Origin of the sequence: Lacticaseibacillus jixiensis, assembly GCF_042847315.1 — a bacterium.
Taxonomy (GTDB): Bacteria; Bacillota; Bacilli; order Lactobacillales; family Lactobacillaceae; genus Lacticaseibacillus; species Lacticaseibacillus jixiensis.
This window is the reverse complement of the sequence record NZ_BAAFPR010000001.1, coordinates 130,430-149,601: the sequence shown is the minus strand read 5'-3', so window position 1 is coordinate 149,601 and position 19,172 is coordinate 130,430. Positions and strand designations below refer to the sequence as shown.

At 52.4% G+C, this 19,172-nt stretch carries 19 protein-coding genes and 1 riboswitch; of the genes, 17 read left to right on the top strand and 2 right to left on the bottom strand.

Annotated elements, in window-relative coordinates; all coding sequences use genetic code 11:
* Both ACGG90_RS00715 and ACGG90_RS00710 read left to right on the top strand, forming a co-directional pair.
* A complete protein-coding gene (locus tag ACGG90_RS00715) occupies positions 1-549 on the top strand; it encodes a DUF1836 domain-containing protein (RefSeq protein ID WP_390404548.1) in 549 nt (182 codons plus the stop codon).
* A gap of 92 nt (positions 550-641) precedes the next feature.
* Positions 642-1,493 carry a hypothetical protein gene (locus ACGG90_RS00710; protein WP_390404545.1) on the top strand — a complete coding sequence of 284 codons (852 nt, stop codon included), beginning with the start codon at positions 642-644 and terminating at the stop codon, positions 1,491-1,493.
* Between the two features lie 94 nt (positions 1,494-1,587).
* On the opposite strand, the gene ACGG90_RS00705 is transcribed toward ACGG90_RS00710, so the two are convergent.
* On the bottom strand, positions 1,588-1,782 hold the full coding sequence (locus ACGG90_RS00705; protein ID WP_390404543.1) for a YjzD family protein: 195 nt from the start codon (positions 1,780-1,782) through the stop codon (positions 1,588-1,590).
* 85 nt (positions 1,783-1,867) lie between these two features.
* Here ACGG90_RS00705 and dnaE point away from each other — a divergent pair, with 85 nt between their 5' ends.
* The 11 genes from dnaE to ACGG90_RS00650 all read left to right on the top strand — a co-directional run bounded on the left by dnaE (position 1,868) and on the right by ACGG90_RS00650 (position 14,833).
* A complete protein-coding gene (gene dnaE / locus ACGG90_RS00700; RefSeq protein ID WP_390404540.1) occupies positions 1,868-5,182 on the top strand; it encodes a DNA polymerase III subunit alpha in 3,315 nt (1,104 codons plus the stop codon).
* Positions 5,183-5,279: 97 nt separating this feature from the next.
* Positions 5,280-6,239 carry a 6-phosphofructokinase gene (gene pfkA, locus ACGG90_RS00695; RefSeq protein ID WP_390404881.1) on the top strand — a complete coding sequence of 320 codons (960 nt, stop codon included), beginning with the start codon at positions 5,280-5,282 and terminating at the stop codon, positions 6,237-6,239.
* A gap of 60 nt (positions 6,240-6,299) precedes the next feature.
* Complete coding sequence (pyk, locus tag ACGG90_RS00690) at positions 6,300-8,063, top strand: pyruvate kinase (protein WP_390404537.1); 1,764 nt, start codon at positions 6,300-6,302, stop codon at positions 8,061-8,063.
* A 1,180-nt stretch (positions 8,064-9,243) separates the two neighbouring features.
* Positions 9,244-9,705: a DUF441 domain-containing protein gene (locus tag ACGG90_RS00685; RefSeq protein WP_390404536.1), complete on the top strand. Its 462-nt coding sequence runs from the start codon at positions 9,244-9,246 to the stop codon at positions 9,703-9,705.
* A 19-nt stretch (positions 9,706-9,724) separates the two neighbouring features.
* Positions 9,725-10,582: a CvfB family protein gene (locus ACGG90_RS00680; RefSeq protein ID WP_390404534.1), complete on the top strand. Its 858-nt coding sequence runs from the start codon at positions 9,725-9,727 to the stop codon at positions 10,580-10,582.
* 9 nt (positions 10,583-10,591) lie between these two features.
* Complete coding sequence (gene xerD / locus ACGG90_RS00675) at positions 10,592-11,473, top strand: site-specific tyrosine recombinase XerD (RefSeq protein ID WP_390404532.1); 882 nt, start codon at positions 10,592-10,594, stop codon at positions 11,471-11,473.
* Between the two features lie 79 nt (positions 11,474-11,552).
* Complete coding sequence (locus ACGG90_RS00670; protein WP_390404530.1) at positions 11,553-11,942, top strand: N-acetyltransferase; 390 nt, start codon at positions 11,553-11,555, stop codon at positions 11,940-11,942.
* Entirely contained in the window at positions 11,920-12,642 is a 723-nt protein-coding gene (locus tag ACGG90_RS00665) for a segregation and condensation protein A (RefSeq protein ID WP_390404527.1), read from the top strand. Before ACGG90_RS00670 ends, ACGG90_RS00665 begins: the two co-directional genes overlap by 23 nt.
* The gene (scpB, locus tag ACGG90_RS00660; protein WP_390404524.1) at positions 12,642-13,208 is read left to right on the top strand and encodes an SMC-Scp complex subunit ScpB; all 567 of its coding nucleotides are present in this window, start codon (positions 12,642-12,644) and stop codon (positions 13,206-13,208) included. The genes ACGG90_RS00665 and scpB overlap by 1 nt, the downstream gene beginning before the upstream one ends.
* Positions 13,209-13,216: 8 nt before the next feature.
* Positions 13,217-13,942 (top strand): pseudouridine synthase, encoded by a 726-nt coding sequence (locus ACGG90_RS00655; RefSeq protein ID WP_390404879.1) that lies wholly within the window; start codon positions 13,217-13,219, stop codon positions 13,940-13,942.
* A 77-nt stretch (positions 13,943-14,019) separates the two neighbouring features.
* Positions 14,020-14,142: riboswitch (FMN riboswitch) on the top strand.
* Positions 14,143-14,239: 97 nt separating this feature from the next.
* On the top strand, positions 14,240-14,833 hold the full coding sequence (locus ACGG90_RS00650) for an ECF transporter S component (protein ID WP_390404521.1): 594 nt from the start codon (positions 14,240-14,242) through the stop codon (positions 14,831-14,833).
* 127 nt (positions 14,834-14,960) lie between these two features.
* Here ACGG90_RS00650 and ACGG90_RS00645 read toward each other — a convergent pair whose 3' ends face one another.
* A complete protein-coding gene (locus ACGG90_RS00645; RefSeq protein WP_390404519.1) occupies positions 14,961-15,191 on the bottom strand; it encodes a ferredoxin in 231 nt (76 codons plus the stop codon).
* A 28-nt stretch (positions 15,192-15,219) separates the two neighbouring features.
* Here ACGG90_RS00645 and ACGG90_RS00640 point away from each other — a divergent pair, with 28 nt between their 5' ends.
* From ACGG90_RS00640 to cmk, 4 genes are all read left to right on the top strand, one after another.
* Positions 15,220-16,206: a helix-turn-helix domain-containing protein gene (locus tag ACGG90_RS00640; protein ID WP_390404517.1), complete on the top strand. Its 987-nt coding sequence runs from the start codon at positions 15,220-15,222 to the stop codon at positions 16,204-16,206.
* Positions 16,190-17,596, top strand: a complete 1,407-nt coding sequence (locus ACGG90_RS00635) for a RecQ family ATP-dependent DNA helicase (RefSeq protein WP_390404514.1) — start codon at positions 16,190-16,192, stop codon at positions 17,594-17,596. The genes ACGG90_RS00640 and ACGG90_RS00635 overlap by 17 nt, the downstream gene beginning before the upstream one ends.
* A 56-nt stretch (positions 17,597-17,652) precedes the next feature.
* On the top strand, positions 17,653-18,285 hold the full coding sequence (locus ACGG90_RS00630) for a LysM peptidoglycan-binding domain-containing protein (protein ID WP_390404512.1): 633 nt from the start codon (positions 17,653-17,655) through the stop codon (positions 18,283-18,285).
* A gap of 164 nt (positions 18,286-18,449) precedes the next feature.
* Positions 18,450-19,115, top strand: a complete 666-nt coding sequence (cmk, locus tag ACGG90_RS00625) for a (d)CMP kinase (protein WP_390404509.1) — start codon at positions 18,450-18,452, stop codon at positions 19,113-19,115.
* Positions 19,116-19,172: the final 57 nt, after the last annotated feature.

Here is a 19,172-nt window from a genome sequence, read left to right as displayed (position 1 = left end):
ATGGCAGAACAACAGGCTTTTACGACTTATTTGGCCCGGCTGCAGCAAGCAAGCCTGCCGCGGTGGACGGACTTGCCGCAGTTTGACTTGTATATGGATCAAGTCGTGCAATTCGTCAATGAAATCGTTACGCCGCTGGGGCTGGATCCTTTAACAGCCACGATGGTCAACAACTATGTCAAAAAAGGCGTCATCAAAGCGCCAACCAAGAAGAAGTACCAACGCAGCCAACTGGCCAACATTTTGGTGATCGCGATTTTGAAGCCGGTGTTTAATCTGGACACCATCGCTTCTGGGATCAATTACCAATTGATCGACCGCGAGCCTGCCCAGGCGTTTGACGCGTTCATTCTGTCATTTATCAAAGCGGTACAGCAAGCTAACTCCGACTTTACCGGCGAAATGACCATTAACGCTGTCAACAAAGCAGACACGACTAATATTCAAAGTGCCATGGTTAACTTGGCGATCAATGCAGTGTTAGAGAAACTGCTGGTGGAAATGATGGCCCAAGCGGTGGCACCACAAGCGCCAGCCAAGAAGCGCTGAGACGCAAATGTGACACACAGTCACATTATGGTTGTCACCATGGCTGCAGTGGCGTATTCTGGTGAACAGACTTGAATATAAGGATGATCATAATGAAAAAAATTGCATTACTGGCCTTGAGTATGGCAGCAGTCATTGGTCTGACGGCTTGTGGCAATCAACTGTCAGTCAACAAGGCAACTTACAAACAAAGCGGCATGGTGGCGGTAATCAAAGGCAAAACCGCTGGCCATGATACGGTTCATTACACAGCAGCCACCACCAAAGGCTCGGCCAAAGTCAACGGCGACACTTATGTGGTGAGTGTCCCAGCCAGCACCAAAGACCAAACCGTCACCATCAAAGCTGGCTCGCAGAAGGTAACCACCAAAGTCAAAGCAGCTAAGGCGATCATGCCTTACAAGCAGTTTGCGACGACTTTCAATCAAGCGGTTGTCGCCACAGCCTTGCCTAAAGACGTGCAAAAGCAGTTGCAATCCGCCAGCAAGAACAAAGGTCAGGCGCCTGATATCGCCGCCATGACGCCAGCACAAAAGGCGGCTTATGCCAAGCAGCAACAGGCCTTACAAGCGGCGATGGTCAAAGCCCAAACGGCAACCAAAGCGCAGCAATTACCAACGACTGCCACTGGCTTAAAACAGATCTTAAAGTCTGACAGCGGCTCGATTCGCGCCAATGTTCAAGATGGGCAACTGATTGCCTTGACTGACGTGGCGTCTGTGAAAGCCATGAAAGACAAAACCAAGAAGACGGCTTTTGGCACGCAGTTTGCCTTGTTGGCGACTGCTGCTGGCGCTAATGCCAAAGATGTGCTGAAGGCTTTTGCCGATGAAATCAAAGATGCCAATTCCGGCTCCACCACCACCAAGACGATCACCTCCAATGGGGTGAAGTTCAACTTAGGGTTGTCGGCTTCGGATCTGTACATTTACATCACCAAATAACGATCATGGCCGCGCAAACTTAAATTTGCGCGGCCATAATTTGTGTGCTTATCTAAACAAAATGCCTGTCGCAATCGCGGCAGGCATTTTGGGTTTATTCGTGGTCTTTGGAGGCAGCAGGTGCTGCAGCGTTCAAGATCGCTGGCACGATGCACAGGATAACCGCGAAAATCGCGGAAATGATCGTGCTAAGTACCGGGTCGTATGTGGCGCCGTTAAGCGCACCGACTAGGAAGCCGACGACTTGACCGAGGATGACCCCCCAGACAATAGTAACAAGATAACGCATATGATCCCTCTTTTCATTCTACATCTTATCACCACGACCTGAGATTGCAACTCAATTACGGTATAATCGTCATAGAGGTGAGTTCATGTGGTTTACACATATGCAAGTGCACAGCGCCTACAGCCTGCTGCAAAGTCCCTTGACGATCCAAGAAATCGTCGATAATGCCAAAGCCCGCGGTTACTCAGCGATTGCCTTGACAGATACCAACGTGATGTATGGTGTCGTTGAGTTCTATCGCCAAGCCACCAAGGCCAAGCTCAAACCCTTGTTAGGCTTACATGTGGCGGTGGCTGATGGTGAAGTGTTGTTGATTGCCGAAACTACTGCCGGCTACCACCAATTGTTAAAGATCAGCTCCGCCATTAAACTTGCCGAAACTTTGCCTAAGCTCGCCGACTTACCGACTTTTAAAGGCTTGGCTGCGATCGTGCCTGGGGCGTATTTGTTGACCACCGCGTTTCGCGACGCTTGGGGCAGTGCCGATGATTATCTGGCGGTGGTGCAGCAATTGGCACCAAGCGATACTTATTTGGGCTTGACGCAAAGCGAACTGGCTTCAGAGCTTGCGGCTTTTGCCCAAGCGCGGCAACTGCCGCTGTTGGCCTTAGGCGATGTGCAATATCTTGACCCCAACGACGCGTTCTTGCAGAAAACGATGCAAGCCATCAAAGCCGGCAGTTTGTTAAATCAACGTGATCCGACGTTAATGGATGCCGGCGCGCATTGGCTCACACCGCCAGATCAAGCTGCGTTGCCTTTTGAACAAGCGGGGCTTGATGAAGCGTTGGCCAACACCCAAGCCTTAGCCAAGCGCGCGCAAGTGACCATTGAGTTCAAGCAACCGCAACTGCCGCATTACCAAACGCCTAATGCGCAACCTGCTGAGGCGTATTTGCGTGAACTGGCTACCAAGGGCTTGGCCAAACGCTTTAAAGGTCAAGCAGTGCCAGAAGCTTACACCAAGCGCTTGACCTATGAGCTGGGAGTGATCACGCAAATGGGTTTTGCTGATTATTTCTTGGTGGTGTGGGATGTGATGAATCACGCCCATGAAGTTAACATCATGACCGGCCCAGGACGCGGTTCTGCGGCTGGGGCGCTGGTGTCATATGCGCTGGCGATCACCGAAGTTGACCCGATCGAATATCATTTGTTGTTTGAACGCTTCTTGAATCCCGCGCGGGCCAATATGCCGGATATCGATTTGGACATTCCAGATAATCGCCGCGGCGAGTTGATCCAATATGTGCATGAACGCTATGGCGACGATCACATGGCCCAAATCATCACTTTCGGGACTTTTGGCGCCAAACAAGCGCTGCGCGATGTGTGTCGGGTGTTTGGCTTGAGTCAATTTGACAGCAACAAGTGGAGTGCTGCGATCCCAGAGCAATTTCATATCGATTTGAAAACAGCTTATGAGAAATCTCAGCCGCTGAAGAACTTGGTGGCAGATTCTGAGCAAAACCGCCTCATGTTTGGCTTGGCGACACGCTTAGAAGGCTTGCCGCGGCACGATTCCACGCATGCTGCCGGAGTGGTGTTGGCCCAAGAGCCCTTAAGCAACACTGTGGCGCTGCAGACTGGCAGCGACGGCATTGCCCAAACCCAAGTGCCGATGGGTGATGTCCAAGCGCTGGGGTTGTTGAAGATGGACTTCTTAGGCTTGCGCAATTTAAGTATCCTGGCCACTGCCAGCTATTGGGTCGAGAAACAAACCGGGCAGCCTTTTGACCCAAAGACGATCCCGCTGGATGATCAAGCCACGCTGGCTTTGTTTGCACGCGGGGATACCAATGGGGTGTTTCAGTTTGAATCTGCCGGCATCAGGCGGGTGCTTAGGGCGTTAAAGCCGACCAGCTTTGAAGACGTGGTGGCAGTCAACGCCTTGTATCGGCCAGGGCCGATGGAAAACATCGATACCTTCATTGCCAGAAAACACGGCCAAGAGCCGATCACTTATCCAGCAGAAGCGTTGCGCCCGATCTTGGCGTCGACTTATGGGGTGCTCGTGTATCAAGAACAAGTCATGCAAGTGGCCAGCACCTTAGGGGGCTTTTCGCTTGGCGAAGCGGACTTGTTGCGCCAAGCGATGTCCAAGAAGAAAGCAGCGGTGCTTGAGAAAGAGCGCGCCGCTTTCATGCAAGGCGCCGCCAAGCTTGGTTATTCGACGCAAGTGGCCACCACGGTGTATGACTATATCGACCGCTTTGCCAATTACGGCTTCAACCGCAGCCACGCGGTGGCATATTCGATGATCGCCTTTTGGTTGGCGTATTTGAAGACACATTATCCAGCGGCTTTCTATGCGGCGCTGATGAACACCAGTGTGGCCAATCACGACAAGCTGCGCGTATATGTGCAAGAGCTCAAGGCGCGGCATTTGCCGCTATATGCGCCGGATATCAACTTATCCAAGCGCAACTTCACCATTGAAAATTCTGGCATCCGCTTCGGCTTTGCGATGATCCGCGGGGTGCGGCGCGATTTCGTCACCGCGCTGTTAGACGCCCGTCAAAACGGGCCGTTCACAAGCCTGCGTGATGTGTTGCGCCGCATTGATCCCAAGTGGTTGAAAGCCGAGTCTTTTGCGCCTTTGGTGTATGCCGGGGTGTTTGACCGCTTCGATACCAATCGCGCCCAAACCGTGGCTAATTTAGATGAGTTGATCGAAAGCATTCGCTTAGCCGGCAACGATGTGGGGCTGTTTGAAGTCTTGGCACCAAAACTCACCAAGGTGCCAGAACTTTCGGCGACAGACCGCTTGGATCAAGAAGCCGCGGTGTTAGGCGTGTATCTTTCCGGTCATCCGGTGGATCGTTATGTTAATGCATTGAAGCCTTTTGAACGTTTGACCAGCGCGCAAGCATTGGTTGTCAACGCGCAAGTCAAAGTGGTGTTGGTGATTCGGCGTATCAAGCGTTTGCGCACGAAGAAAGGCGAAGAAATGGCCTTTGTCGATGGCCAAGACGCCACTGGCAACGTGTCTGTCACTGTTTTTCCCCGAGTGTATCCGCAAATGCGCCAGTTTGAAGCCGGGCAGGTGATCGTGGTGCAAGGCAAAGTTGAAAACAAATCCGGCTTGGCGATTTTAGCCAACCGCGTGCAGCTGGCCGAAGCGGCAGTGGCGGCTTTGCCTAAAGGCCGCTTGTTCATCAAGCTGCCGCAGGATTTCGCCCAAGCTCAAGAAGCTGCGTTACTGAAAACGCTCCAAGCGCATCGCGGGCCGCTGCCGGTGATCACCGTTGCGGCTAAGACGCGAGACACCGTGATGTTGGCGCCAGCTTATTGGGTGGCGGATGATGCCGCCACCACCGCTGCAATCGCCCAGATCATGGGGGCAGACAATGTTGTATTACAGACTAATGAGACCCCGCGTGAAAATCCGCAAAAATAAGGATTAAACCGCGACATGCTTTCAGAAAAGTGTTAAACTAAATGAGTGTTTGAGATCAAGACGTTGATCTTAATAAGATTATGCATGAGGTGAAATGATGAAACGCATCGGGATTTTGACCAGTGGTGGCGACGCTCCTGGTATGAACGCTGCTATTCGTGCCGTAGCCCGCAAGGCTATGCATGAAGGCTTGGAAGTTTATGGGATCAACTACGGTTATGCCGGCTTGGTGGCAGGGGACATCTTCAAGATGGACCTGCACTCAGTTGGTGATAAGATCCAGCGTGGCGGCACCATGCTTTATTCCGCTCGCTATCCAGAATTCGCCAAAGAAGAAGGCCAGCTCAAAGGGATCGAACAGCTTAACAAGTTCGGTATCGAAGCGCTGGTCGTCATCGGTGGCGACGGTTCTTACCATGGTGCATTGCGCCTGACTGAACATGGTTATAACGCCATCGGCTTGCCAGGGACGATCGATAACGACATCCCTTACACCGACTTCACCATCGGTTTTGACACTTCTGTCAACACCGTTGTTGAAGCTATCGATCGCCTGCGTGACACGGCGGCTTCTCACGAACGTACCTTCGTGGTTGAGGTCATGGGTCGCGGCGCCGGCGATATCGCATTGTGGTCTGGCGTTGCCGGTGGTGCCCAAGATGTGATCATCCCAGAGCACAACTTCGATGTGAAGCGCGTAGCTGACAAGCTGCGCAAGTCTCGTGAATTAGGCCAAAAGCACGCGATCATCGTGTTAGCTGAAGGTGTGATGCACGCTGACGAATTCGCCAAGGAACTTGCCGCTTATGGCGATTTCCAACTGCGTTCGACTGTTTTAGGTCACGTGGTTCGTGGCGGCAGCCCGACTGCTCGTGACCGCGTCTTGGCTTCTCAAATGGGAGCTTACGCGGTTGAACTCTTGCTTGAAGGCAAGGGTGGCTTAGCAATCGGGATCCAGAACAACAAGTTGAGCGCCCATTCCATGCTTGACTTATTCGAATCCAAGCACAAGGCTGAATTATCATTGTATGATTTGGCCCATGACTTGTCTTTCTAACTTTCGTTTAAACTGACGTCCAGTCATTTTAAAAAAATTGTCAAAGGAGCGATTTCTTTTATGAAAAAAACCAAGATCGTTAGCACACTTGGCCCAGCAAGTAACACTACAGATATTATCGTTAAGCTGATCGAAGCGGGGGCTAACGTATTCCGGTTTAACTTCTCCCATGGTGACCATGAAGAACATCTTGCACGTTTAAACATGGTTCACGAAGCTGAAAAGATCACCGGCAAGACTGTTGGTATCATGCTTGATACCAAGGGTGCCGAAATCCGGACCACTGTCCAAAAGGGCAACAAGTTCGAATTACACACTGGTGACGTGATGCGTATTTCGATGGATGATTCCATCGAAGGGACCCCTGAGAAGATCGCCGTGACCTATCCAGGTCTGTTCGATGATACTCATGTTGGCGGCCACGTGCTGTTTGATGACGGCTTGATCGACACTTTGATCACCGAAAAAGACGAAGCCAACCGCGAATTGGTTGTCCGCGTTGAAAACGGTGGTTTGCTTGGCTCCCGTAAAGGTGTCAACGCCCCTGGTGTCGGCATCAACTTGCCTGGTATCACTGAAAAGGATGCTTCTGACATCCGCTTCGGTTTGGACCATGACATCAACTTCATCGCCGCTTCCTTCGTTCGCAAGCCGCAGGATATCTTAGACATCCGCGAATTGCTCGAAGAAAAGGACGCCTTGAACGTTCAGATCTTCCCTAAGATCGAATCTCAAGAAGGTATCGACAACTTCGATGCCATCTTGAAGGTTTCTGATGGCTTGATGGTACCTCGTGGCGACATGGGTGTTGAAATTCCTTTTGAACAAGTACCGCTTGTCCAAAAGACCATGATCAAGAAGGCTAATGCCGCTGGCAAGCCTGTCATCACTGCAACTCAGATGCTTGATTCCATGCAAGAAAACCCTCGTCCTACTCGTGCCGAAGTTTCTGACGTTGCCAACGCCGTTTACGATGGTACTGATGCAACGATGCTTTCCGGCGAATCCGCTAACGGGGATTACCCTGTTGAATCTGTTGCCGCAATGGCACGGATCGATGAATACACCGAAAACGCGATGCAAAACTCTGACACATATGCCTTGAAGAGCTTTGCTAACAAGGAAAACGTCACAGAAGCTGTTGGCCAATCTGTTGCTTATACCGCCCGCAACCTTGGTGTTAAGACCATCGTCGCTGCGACGGAATCCGGCTTCACGGCCCGCATGATTTCCAAGTATCGGCCTAAGGCTGACATCTTGGCCATCACTTTTGATGACAAGACTCGTCGTGGCTTGACAGTTAACTGGGGTGTTTACCCGATCGTTGCTGAAAAGCCAGAATCAACTGATGCCATGTTCGAATTAGCCACTAAGAAGGCTCAAGAACTCGGCTTCGCTGAAGAAGGCGACTTGATCTTGATCACTGCCGGTGTGCCAGTTGGCGAAACTGGTACCACCAACGTGATGAAGGCGCAACTCATCGGCTCCAAGCTTGTTGAAGGCTCTGGTGTCGGCGACGAATCCACTGTTGGTAAGGCTGTTTTAGCTTCCGACGCTGATGAAGCCGCTGCTAAGATGAGCAAGGGTGACATCTTGGTCGTTAAGACTACCGACAAAGACTACCTGCCAGCCATCGAAAAGGCTGCTGCTTTAGTCGTTGAAAACGGCGGCTTGACTAGCCATGCTGCTGTTGTCGGCATCGCTATGGGTATCCCGGTTGTCGTTGGTGCCAAGGGCGCCACTGACGCCATCACCGATGGTCAAGTGATCACCGTTGATTCCCGTCGCGGTATCGTCTACAAAGGCGCAACCAACACCCTGTAAGCTTAGGCTTATTCGGTAATGAAGAAGTCTCAGACATATGTCTGAGGCTTTTTTTGTACCCAGAGCGGAGCAGCCCGCACTTAGCGGTGGAGATAAGGCGGGATGACATTTGGGCGTACTTTGCCCAAGTGGCGTCACGACTTATATCACGCCGCGTTGGGCTGCGCAGCTCGACGATAACCAGCGCGGAGCAAAGCGCATTTAGCGGCTGATATAAGATGGGATGACGCAAAGGCGGTTTGTGCCTTGGCGGCGTCACAGCTTATATCACTGCCGCGTTGCTTTGCGGAGCTCGACGAAAACCAAAAGCGGAGCACAGCGCATTTAGCGGCTGATATAAGATGGGATGACGCAAAGGCGGTTTGTGCCTTGGCGGCGTCACAGCTTATATCACTGCCGCGTTGCTTTGCGGAGCTCGACGAAGACCACAGCGTATCAAGCGGGGACTTGATCGAGGAGGTGGCCCGGCCAGGCATTGCTTCGGCGCGCGGGGCCAGCCAGACAGCGCAGGCAGTGCGGCCGGCTTCAACCCCGCAAAGTACGCGTGGTTTACGCCTAAGTTCAAAGCCAGGCGCTCGCTGCGCTCACCTGCCCGTCTTTGAACTTGCCGCGATCAGCGCAGCAAGCCAAGCACAGCCCGCTTGTCTTTCTGCGCTGATCGTTTCACGGCCTGACCGTCTGGCTGGCCCCGCGTGCCTACGCAATCCCTGGCCTCCGTAATCGAATTCGCTGCATGGTTGGCTCGGGAATGGTTTTGGAATATCGATTTGAACCAGATTTAGTGGTGAATTTTTGGGCCGCACAGCAAAGTAAAAGATCTGGCTGACTTATCAGGTGAAGAAATACAACTATATGCGCATAGATGAGCACAGTGATCAATACATCGTGACGTGGATACGTTGGCGTGGCTTAACGCGAAGATCACAACAATATATAAACAATTGTATGAGGCGGCACAAATTGAAAATACCAGAATGCAACTGAGCGAGGACTCGGTCAGGATGCGCTGAGCCGGTTTGCACTCAAGCACCTCTGCGTGAGTCGACCTTCCGTGAATGCGTGAAGTTCAAGAACATTTTGGATATTTTGCGTTAACAAGTTAACATAAATTGGAAAAAGGACTATGATTTATGCGAATATTCCTGTAAAGTGGGTAAAGGCAAATTACGAGGAGGACGATATGGAAAGTTGGTTATTTCTGCTGGGGATTTTCATTATCGCGGCGTTGGCCAAGAATAAGTCCTTGATGATCGGCGTTGGCTTCGTGATGCTGCTTAAAGCCTTACCGCCTTTTGCGCCGTTTCTAAAGACTTTGCAAAGCCAAGGCATCAATTGGGGTGTGACGGTGATTTCCGCGGCGATTATGGTGCCGATCGCCACTGGCGAAATCGGGTTCAAAGAATTGGCGAAAGTGCTGCGCGAACCGGCTGGCTGGATCGCCATTGCCATGGGTGTGTTGGTGGCAGTGCTTTCGGCCAAAGGCGTGGGTTTGTTGGCCAATAGTCCGGAAATGACCGTGGCGCTGGTGTTTGGCACGATCATGGGGGTCGTGCTGCTTAAAGGCATCGCCGCCGGTCCGGTGATCGCCAGTGGGATGACTTATGTGGTATTGACGGTGTTAAACCTCGTGCCGCAGCATTAACGAAAGGAAATTTTTTTAAATGAAATTAAATGGACAGATCTTAACGGCAACTGTTTCAGATCTAAATGACAAAGCAGTGTTTGCACAATATGAAGGCGAGACTTTTGCCATTGACGCAACGGAGTTTGAAACGCTGCCCAGCGTCGGCGATGATGTGCATGGTTTCGTGTATGAGAACCAACACGGCGATGCGCGCATGACCACGAAGATCCCAACGGTAGGGCATGATCATTATGCTTTCGCTGAAGTGGTTGAAGTGCGCCACGACTTAGGGGTGTTTGTGAACATCGGCTTGCCGGACAAAGACATTGTGGTGTCTTTGGATCAATTGCCGGAGCTGACCCGCTTGTGGCCGGCGCGCGGCGATAAGCTGATGGTGGCGTTGACCATCGACAAGAAGCATCGGTTATGGGGCCAGTTGGCTGATGAAAGCATCATCAAGGCTGTGGCCAACTTGGGCAACCCCAAGCTCATGAATGAGAACGTGACGGCTCGGGCATATCGGCTGAAGATGGCTGGCACCCATGTGTTGACAGATGATTATTATTTGGGCTTCATTCATCCCAGCGAACGGGAAATCGAACCGCGCTTAGGCGAAGAAGTGCACGCCCGCGTGATCGGTGTGCGGCCGAATGGGGAATTGAACCTGAGTTTGCGCCCGCGCGCATTTGAGGCAATTTCCGAAGATGCGGCGATGATCTTGGCGGTGTTGGAACATTCAGAAGACGGCAAAATCGCTTTCACCGACAAAAGCGACCCAGAAGCCATTAAGCAAGCCTTTGGTATTTCCAAAGGCGCGTTTAAGCGGGCGTTGGGGAATTTGTTGAAGGCCAAGAAGATCCAAGAGCGCGATGGTTTTACTGAATTATTAAAATAGAGGCAAGTTATGGAGCAATTGATCGCAGATTTCGTACATTATCTTGATGTGGAACGCGGCTTAGCCAAAACCACGCAAACCAGCTATCAACAAGATCTCAGAGAATTCGCCGACTGGTTGGCAACTCAGCAGTTGGCGGAATTTCCGACTGAACTGGCGGTGGTCCAAGACTTCTTGGCGGCGCAAACGACGCTTAAAGCGGCCAGTTCCATGAGCCGCATGATCAGTGCGATGCGCAAATTCTATCGCTATTTGCTGCGGGAACAAGTGGTGGTGGTCGACCCGATGGCGCTAGTGGCTTCGCCCAAGCCGGCCAAGCATTTGCCGGCCACATTATCTGGTCCGGAAATCGATCGGCTAATGGCGGCACCAAACACAGATAAGCCTTTGGGACTGCGGGATCGGGCCATTTTTGAATTAATGTATGCCACTGGGCTGCGGGTGTCGGAAGTGGTTAATCTGCGCTTGGATCAGTTGCATTTGACGCTGAACTTGTTGCAAGTCACTGGCAAAGGCGACAAGGAACGCATTGTGCCGATTTCCCCGCAAGCCACCCAGTGGGTGCAGCAATACCTGCAAGATTCGCGGCCGCGCTTGTTGAAGCAAGGGCAAGAAACGGTGGTTTTCGTCAACTTCCATGGCCATCAGTTGACGCGTCAAGGAATCTGGAAGAACCTCAAGGCCTATATCGATGCGTTAGGTATTCAAAAGAATGTCACCCCGCACACCTTGCGCCACAGCTTCGCCACCAATCTGCTTAAGAATGGCGCTGACTTGCGGGTGGTGCAGGAATTATTGGGACACAGTGATATTTCGACCACGCAGATCTACACCCATATGGATAACACCCAGCTGATCGCGGTTTATCACAAAGCCCATCCGCGCGGGTGAGCGAACTGATCTCAGTATTTGCCCTGGCAGGCAGTTTCTGTTAGAGTAGCCACTGAGAGTAGTGAATGTGGAGGCTATTATGCTGACGAAATATAAGCACGATTATGCAAAGATCGCGATGGGCTTCTTGTCCTTTGTTCCCGATCTTAAAGACATCGATCATCTGCAAACTGAACTGAAGCTTTATACAGAGGACCCGACGCACAACCTCTATTTATATCGCGAAGGCCGCGATGAAGATTTTGAAGGCGTCGTCGGCGTTGAAACCGGCGCAGACTTTGTGATGTTGCGGCACTTGTCGCTGTCACCGGCAGCGCGTGATGATGCAACCAAATTTGCCGCGTTAAGTGACTTGCAAGCGCAATTTCCTGATAAGAAATTAATGGGGTCGCTTGAAACGGCAGGCTTAGTGGCGAAATTCAATCAAATGAGAAAAGAGGGTACCAATGGCACTTACACTGGTGCTTGAAGACTTCTCTGGCCCCTTGGATCTGTTATGGCACTTGATCCGTACCAATGAAGTCGATATCTATGACATCCCGATCGCGGAGATCACTAGCCAATACCTCGATTACCTGCATCAAATGCAGGAATTGCGCTTGGATGTGGCTGGTGATTATTTTGTCATGGCCGCCAGCCTCATGGCTTTGAAAAGCAAGTTATTGTTGCCGCAGCCGGAACCGCCGATTCAAGAAGACGACTATGTTGATCCGCGCGCAGACTTGGTGGCGCAATTGTTGACTTATCAAGTTTATCAACAAGCCGCCAAAGAATTGCAGGTGCGCGAAACCAAGCGCGCGCTGTCTTACAGCAAAGACGAAACGCTGCCTGATGCTGAATTAGCACAGCCCATGGCGCCTGGTGCGGTGAAGCTGCGGGATCTGGTGGCGGCAATGCAATCAGTCGTTGCGCAACAAGCCGCCACGGCGGCGACGATCGCGCATATTGAAGCGGAGCCGATTTCTTTGGCCGAGCGCATCGGCGCGGTAATGCAAACGCTGGGGGTACACAAGCAATGTCAGTTTACTGAACTGTTGGCTGAACCCAGTGTCGATGGCGTGGTGACGACTTTCTTGGCGATCTTGGAATTAATGAAATCCAACCAAATCGATTGTGTGCAAAAGGCGCCTTTTGCCCCGATCACGGTGTCGTTGAAGGAGGCAGCTTAATGCATGCGCAAATCGAAGCCGTCTTGTATACTGCCGGCAGTGCCGGCGTCGAGCTTAGCGACTTGGCAGGGGTGCTTGGGATCACCGCTGCGGCTTGTCGCCAGCAGCTGGAAAATTATGGTCAAGCTTTAGCCGCCGATGAGCAGCGCGGCTTGATGCTGCAACAAACCCAAGACCGCTATTACCTGTTGACCAAACCGGCTTTGGCGCCAACGCTGCGCAAATATTTTGCCGGCCCGCCGGCTAGCGGCTTGTCGCAAGCGGCGCTGGAAGTCTTGGCAATCATTGCTTATCAGCAGCCGCTGACGCGCATTGAAATCGATGAGATCCGCGGCGTGCAATCAAGCGGCGCCTTGACCACCTTGGCCAGCCGCCAATTGATCAAAGAAGCCGGGCGCAAAGACGCGCCAGGGCGGCCGATCCTTTATGCGACGACGCCATTTTTCTTGGATTATTTCGGGCTGCAGTCGCTGAAGGACTTGCCGGCATTGGAAACGGCGCAAGCGCCAAGTGAAGTTGACTTGTTTGCGGATTTCAATGCCACATTAGAAGGAGAAAATCAATGAATGAAGAACTGGTGCGCCTGCAAAAGGCCATCGCCACAGCAGGCGTTGCCTCAAGACGCCATGCTGAAGAATTGATCGCCTCAGGCCACGTGACTGTTAACGGTGCAGTGGTGACTGAAATGGGTGTCAAAGTGTCCAGCAAAGATGAAGTGCAAGTCGATGGGGTGCCGTTAAGCAAACCACTGGCACGGCATTATTTGTTCTACAAGCCGCGCGGGGTGATCACTGCCGTCACCGATGACAAGAAGCGCAAAGTCGTCACCGATTATTTCCAAGACGTTCCGGAACGCTTGTATCCAGTGGGCCGCTTGGATTATGACACCAGCGGGTTGTTGTTGATGACCAACGACGGTGATTTCGCCAATCAATTGATGCACCCGAAATTTAAGATCGAAAAGCATTATATTGCCAAGGTCCAAGGCATTCCCACGCGCTTGGACTTGTTGCCGTTAAAACAAGGCGTAACCGTTGAAGGCAAGAAGCTGGCCCCGGCGCGCGTAAACATTATGTCCAGCGACAAGGCCAAACGCACGGCGATTGTTGAATTGGTGATCCACCAAGGGGTCAATCACCAAGTGAAGAAGATGTTCAAGGCGGTTGGCTTTCCCGTGATCAAATTGTCGCGGCCGCAATATGGCCCGCTGACACTGGAAGGTTTGCAGCCAGGTGAATACCGACCGTTGAAGCCGCGCGAAGTTGATGCGCTGCGCAAGCTGGCCGCTGGCAACAAATAAAGTGTTCACCAACGCACATACTTACTGTTGACAAGTGTTCGTTCACCTGATAAGCTCTATGTGTAATTAAATAAATGGTTCGTCTTCAGGGGCAGGGTGCAATTCCCGACCGGCGGTGATAGTCCGCGACCCGTGCTTGTGCGCGGCTGGCTTGGTGGAATCCCAAGACCGATAGTATAGTCTAGATAAAGAAGATGGGGCTTATTTGAATTCGACAATTCATGTAAGGCCTGTTTGCCCTTGGGTAAGCAGGCCTTTTTGCGGCCTCTCTGAAGCAACCACATGGAGGAATGTTCTATGTCTGGTTCTAAGGTTCACCGTTTAGTTGGGATCGCGCTGTTAGCCGCGGTTGGGTTTATTCTGCAAATGTTCTTGGCGTTTCCGATCTTGCCGATGTTTCCTTTCTTGAAACTCGACTTATCGGATCTCACCGTCTTGTTAGGCGGCTTGTTATACGGGCCAGTAGGCGGCATTGCCGTGGCGTTTGTGCGTTCGTTGGTGCATTATGTCATGACTGGCGGCGGGGTGGTCAACTTGATTGGTGATACTGCCGCATTCATCGCCAGTGTCGGCTTCATGTGGCCGGTGGTGATGTTGATGAAGTCTAAGAATTCCTTGGGCCGCCAAGTCGGCGGACTGTTAGGCGGCACGTTAAGCTTAACGGTGATCATGAGTTTCCTTAACTTGGTGGCGATCATGCCAGTGTACATGTGGGCGATGAATTTCCAATTGGGGATGTCGACCATGAAGTACGTCTTGATCGGCGTGGTGCCATTCAACTTGATCAAAGGCGCCGTGATCTCAGTGGTCTTCTTCTTATGCGCCAAGGCCTTGATGCCATGGCTGGATAAACAGCGCGCCGCGCAAGCGCAGCGCAGCTTGCAACACTAATTCAAATCGGTTGATAAACCTTAAACTACTAGTGGTTTGAGGTGCTCACACAAATACCCCCGCCTGGCAGTTCGCAATTCGAATGCCAGGTGGGGGTACTTGTGTGATTGGCCTTAACATTAAGTGGTTACTCACTAAAAGGCGAAGTGTTGCGCTCGATTGCGCCGGTGGGGCAGCGCTTGAAGGCGCGTTTGAAAGCGATCAGCTGTTGAGGCGTCAGCGCCTTTGTGCCGCGGTTGGCATCTGGGACGTAATGGGCAATGCCGTTTGCATCATAGTCAAACAGCTCAGGTGCCAAGGTTTGGCACAAGCCGCAGGCGATACAGGCATCTTGATTCACATGGGCGTATACTGGCAATATATCATCAACTCCTGGAGGTGGCGTCGTGTTAGACGATTTGATCGTGCAGCTGTTTGATCAACAGCCGCGCACCGAAATCAGCGTGTACATGTTGCTGACAGGCAAGAAGACCCAGTCAGTGCTTTTTGCCGCCTTGCAACATGATCAACTGAAGTGGCTGCAATTGTACCCTACACTGTCTAGAAGTGATTATCAAGCCGCCATCAAGCGTTTGGAACAAGCCCAGGTGCTCAAGCGCGACGGGAATAACTTATCATTGCGCAATCTTGACGCGCAACAAGCGGCAGCCAAGCGCTTGGCGCTGCCGGCGCATTACGCGCCTTGGATGGATCTGGCGCCGTTTTGGCTGAAGCTGCAATTGGCGATCCAAAGTCTTTCTGAATACACGTATCACAACCGTTTCTATCGCCCAGTTACGCCGGACTGGCCCAGCCAACAAGCAGTGCGCCAGTGGTGGGTGGCGATCAAGCCCGCCGCAGCGATTCAAGAATTAACGGCGTTGTTTGCTGCGCTGCCGCAAGCTCAATCGGATCTGCTCAGCCAGCAGTTGATTGGGCATGACTATGTTGGTGCCGGTGGCGATGACAGTTTGGCTGGCCACATGCAGCGCTTAGACGCGTTGGCGCAATTGGTCGTCGCACTGGACGCCAATCGTCTTGGCAGTTGGGCGCGGCTGTGGGGCGGGCGCAAACCGCTGGGCACGCAGAGCCAATACCAAGCCTTGGCCTTGGCGCAAGCCGGCATGCCGCGGCCGCAAATTGCCCAACGATTGCGCTTGAAGCCGTCAACGGTCAACGAACACTTACTAGGCGCTGCGTTGTTTGGGGCAAAATTGCCGCTGGACACGTTGTATTCGCCAGCGATGATGGCGGCGTTTGGGGCGCTGCCTAAGCAGCGCTTCAACGACTTTCATGAATTGTTGGCGCAAGTGCCTGGCAGTGATTTCTTCTTGGTGCGTTTATATGAGATCTTGGTGATTCAAGGGAGGTGGCCGGATGGCTCTGGAGAATGAATTACAGCAGCGCTTTGGCTTCAGCAGCTTTCGCCCAGGTCAGAAAGCCTTGATCCAAGCGGTGTTGGACGGTGTCGATGCGTTGGGGATCTTGCCGACTGGCAGTGGCAAAACCCTGTGTTATCAGCTGCCAGCGGCGTTGATGCCAGGCTTGTTTGTGATCGTATCGCCGCTGTTGGCATTGATGGATGATCAAGTGGCGCGTTTGCAACAAGCCGGCGATAAACGTGCCGTGGCGTTGACCAGCCGCTTGGATCCGCAGGCCTTTGCGACGGTGCGCGATCATTTAGCGGCGTATCATTTCTTGTTTGCCGCGCCGGAAACTTTGCTGCGCTCTGATGTGCAAGCGGCTTTGGCCCAGCAGTCGATCGCTTGTTTGGTGATCGATGAAGCGCATTGTATCTCGCAATGGGGGCCGGATTTTCGCCCGGCGTATTTACAACTTGGCAGCTTGAAGCAGCGCTTGCATCCGCGCTGCACCTTGGCATTGACAGCCACGGCACCAAGTCGGGTGCAACAAGATATTATCACCAAGCTGCAACTGACGCGGCCTAAGCTTGTGATCGCCGATGTTGATCGGCCCAATATTTACATGGGAGTTGAAGAAGCCGCCTCACCTGCTGCCAAAACCGCGCGGGCCCAAGCGCTGATTCAAGCGATCCAAGGCGCAGCAGTGGTGTATTTTGACAGCAAAGCGCAAAGCGAAGCCTTCGCCCAACAGCTGCAACAAGCCGGCGTCAGTGCCGCGTATTATCACGCCGGCTTGCCGCAAGACCAGCGCACCTTGCGCCAAGCGCAGTTTCTCGCCGGCCAGCTGCGGGTGATGTGTGCCACCAGCGCGTTTGGCATGGGTGTGGACAAAGCCGACATTCGTTTGGTGATTTACATGCATGTGCCGGAATCGCTTGAAGCTTATGCCCAAGGCATCGGCCGTGCCGGTCGCGACGGCTTGCCTAGCGCGTCGGTGGTGTTGGTGGCGCCTGGGGACATGAGCCGAGCGGCGACTTTTGCCAGCAGCCTGCCTGATGCCGCCATGATCGCCACGGTGTTTGCCCATTCTGATGCATATGAAAGCTTCGATGATCCGCAAGTGGCCTTGGTGTTGGCGTATGTTCATGCCGGTTTTACCCAGAAGCGCGTGCAAGCCGAATTGACGCGGCGCTTGGCTGAGAAGCAAACGGCAGCCAATGCCGTGCGGGATTTCTTGGCTGCAAGTTGTCATCGTCAATATTTCTTGGCGTATTTTGACGCGCCAACCAAGGCCCATCATGCGCTTTGTTGTGGTTTGATCACCCAGCCAGTACTTGAAAGCCTGGCGCCAAGTGCGGTCCTTCTGCGCGAGGCGCAAAGTTGGCAACAAGTGTTTGCACAGATATTTAACGAAGTCTAAAGCCTTTTGGCGGCGACTTATGATACAATGATTCCAGTATGTGAGGGGGGATCGGTTTGCGTAAGAAAACCACCAATAAAGAGGAATCAGTCGAACACGACGCTTCCGACCAAACCAAACCATGGAACAAACAATTTGATGATGATCGTGATGATGACGGCAACTTGTCACGGCTGGCGACGCGCAAGAAGAAGCATGGCGGATCGGTGCTGGCCATTTGCGTCTGGGTGGCGTTGGCGTTGGTTATCATCATCCCGGTCACATGGTTTGCGATCCATAACAACACGGCAAGCAATTCTGGCGGCGATTACACCAATGATAAAATCGCGGTGAGCTCAACGGCCAAGAAAGCTTCGGCAAAACCAAAGCATTCCAGCAGCAGCTCAGCCAAATCCTCTGCCAAATCAAGCTCAGAGAAGCCGCAAAGCAGCAGTGCTGCCAGCAGCACCCAATCCAGCAGCGGGTCAAGCAGCACTTATTCGACTTCCAGCAGCATCAAATCAAGTTCCAGCAGCCTCAAGGCCAGTTCCAGCAGCGTGGCGACAGGTACATATACCGTTAAGCGCGGCGATAACTTATATCGCATTGCCGTTAACCACGGGATGACACTTGCGCAGCTTTTGCAGCTCAACGGCTTGTCTTCCGGCTCAAGTATTTCTGCCGGCACCGTGTTGAAAGTGCAGCAATGATTTGCGACACGCATGCCACTAGCCCTTGTCACACAGCAATTTGTGACAAGGGCTTTTGTGTTGTTGACAAAAAGTTGACCAATGGCTGATAACACCGTAAAATCATATCTGGATTTTGATTCCTGCAGAACGCTTGCAGGCAAAGAGGAGGAAACGGTTTATCTATGCAAATCGCAATCGACGGTCCAGCCGGATCGGGTAAAAGCACCATCGCCAAGTTGGTGGCCAATCGCTTAGGGTTCATCTACTGTGATACAGGCGCGATGTATCGCACGGTGACGGTGATGGCGCATCAATTAGGGCTTGATTACGGCGATGAAGCTGCGATCATGGCGGCTTTGGCCAAGCTTCAGATCAAATTTGCCCCCAGTCCTGATGGGCAGAAGGTCTTCATGAATGATCAAGATGTGACGCTGACCATTCGCGAGCCGGAAACCACGAACAACGTCTCGCAAGTCTCAGCCTTGCCTAAGGTGCGCGAAGAATTAGTGGCACGCCAACGTGACATTGCCGCAAGCCATGACATCGTAATGGACGGGCGAGACATTGGCACCACCGTGTTGCCTAACGCTGAAGTGAAGGTTTTCATGGTGGCCAGCGTGCAAGCGCGAGCGGCGCGGCGGCACAAAGAGAACGTGGCCAAAGGGATCATGACTTCAGTGGCGACTTTGGAAGAAGAAATCGCGGCGCGCGACCACAAGGACACGACCAGAGCGGTTTCGCCGTTGAAGAAGGCGCCAGACGCCGTCGAGATCGATAGCACCAACATGACCATCGATGAAGAGGTCCAAAAGATCTTGGATCTCGTTGCCGCAAAAAAAGGTGAATGATTTTCATCGAAAGTGTTGGTAATTTTCAGTTCAATTCGGTACAATAGAGATTGTATG

Excerpts from the sequence above, each read along its gene's own strand:
- ACGG90_RS00710 (WP_390404545.1), top strand. The coding sequence starts at position 642 with ATGAAAAAAATTGCATTACTGGCCTTGAGTATGGCAGCAGTCATTGGT.
- pfkA (WP_390404881.1), top strand. The coding sequence starts at position 5,280 with ATGAAACGCATCGGGATTTTGACCAGTGGTGGCGACGCTCCTGGTATG.
- ACGG90_RS00650 (WP_390404521.1), top strand. The coding sequence starts at position 14,240 with ATGTCTGGTTCTAAGGTTCACCGTTTAGTTGGGATCGCGCTGTTAGCC.
- xerD (WP_390404532.1), top strand. The coding sequence starts at position 10,592 with ATGGAGCAATTGATCGCAGATTTCGTACATTATCTTGATGTGGAACGC.
- pyk (WP_390404537.1), top strand. The coding sequence starts at position 6,300 with ATGAAAAAAACCAAGATCGTTAGCACACTTGGCCCAGCAAGTAACACT.
- ACGG90_RS00715 (WP_390404548.1), top strand. The coding sequence starts at position 1 with ATGGCAGAACAACAGGCTTTTACGACTTATTTGGCCCGGCTGCAGCAA.
- scpB (WP_390404524.1), top strand. The coding sequence starts at position 12,642 with ATGCATGCGCAAATCGAAGCCGTCTTGTATACTGCCGGCAGTGCCGGC.
- ACGG90_RS00680 (WP_390404534.1), top strand. The coding sequence starts at position 9,725 with ATGAAATTAAATGGACAGATCTTAACGGCAACTGTTTCAGATCTAAAT.
- ACGG90_RS00665 (WP_390404527.1), top strand. The coding sequence starts at position 11,920 with ATGGCACTTACACTGGTGCTTGAAGACTTCTCTGGCCCCTTGGATCTG.
- ACGG90_RS00670 (WP_390404530.1), top strand. The coding sequence starts at position 11,553 with ATGCTGACGAAATATAAGCACGATTATGCAAAGATCGCGATGGGCTTC.
- ACGG90_RS00705 (WP_390404543.1), bottom strand. The coding sequence starts at position 1,782 with ATGCGTTATCTTGTTACTATTGTCTGGGGGGTCATCCTCGGTCAAGTC.
- cmk (WP_390404509.1), top strand. The coding sequence starts at position 18,450 with ATGCAAATCGCAATCGACGGTCCAGCCGGATCGGGTAAAAGCACCATC.
- dnaE (WP_390404540.1), top strand. The coding sequence starts at position 1,868 with ATGTGGTTTACACATATGCAAGTGCACAGCGCCTACAGCCTGCTGCAA.
- ACGG90_RS00635 (WP_390404514.1), top strand. The coding sequence starts at position 16,190 with ATGGCTCTGGAGAATGAATTACAGCAGCGCTTTGGCTTCAGCAGCTTT.
- ACGG90_RS00685 (WP_390404536.1), top strand. The coding sequence starts at position 9,244 with ATGGAAAGTTGGTTATTTCTGCTGGGGATTTTCATTATCGCGGCGTTG.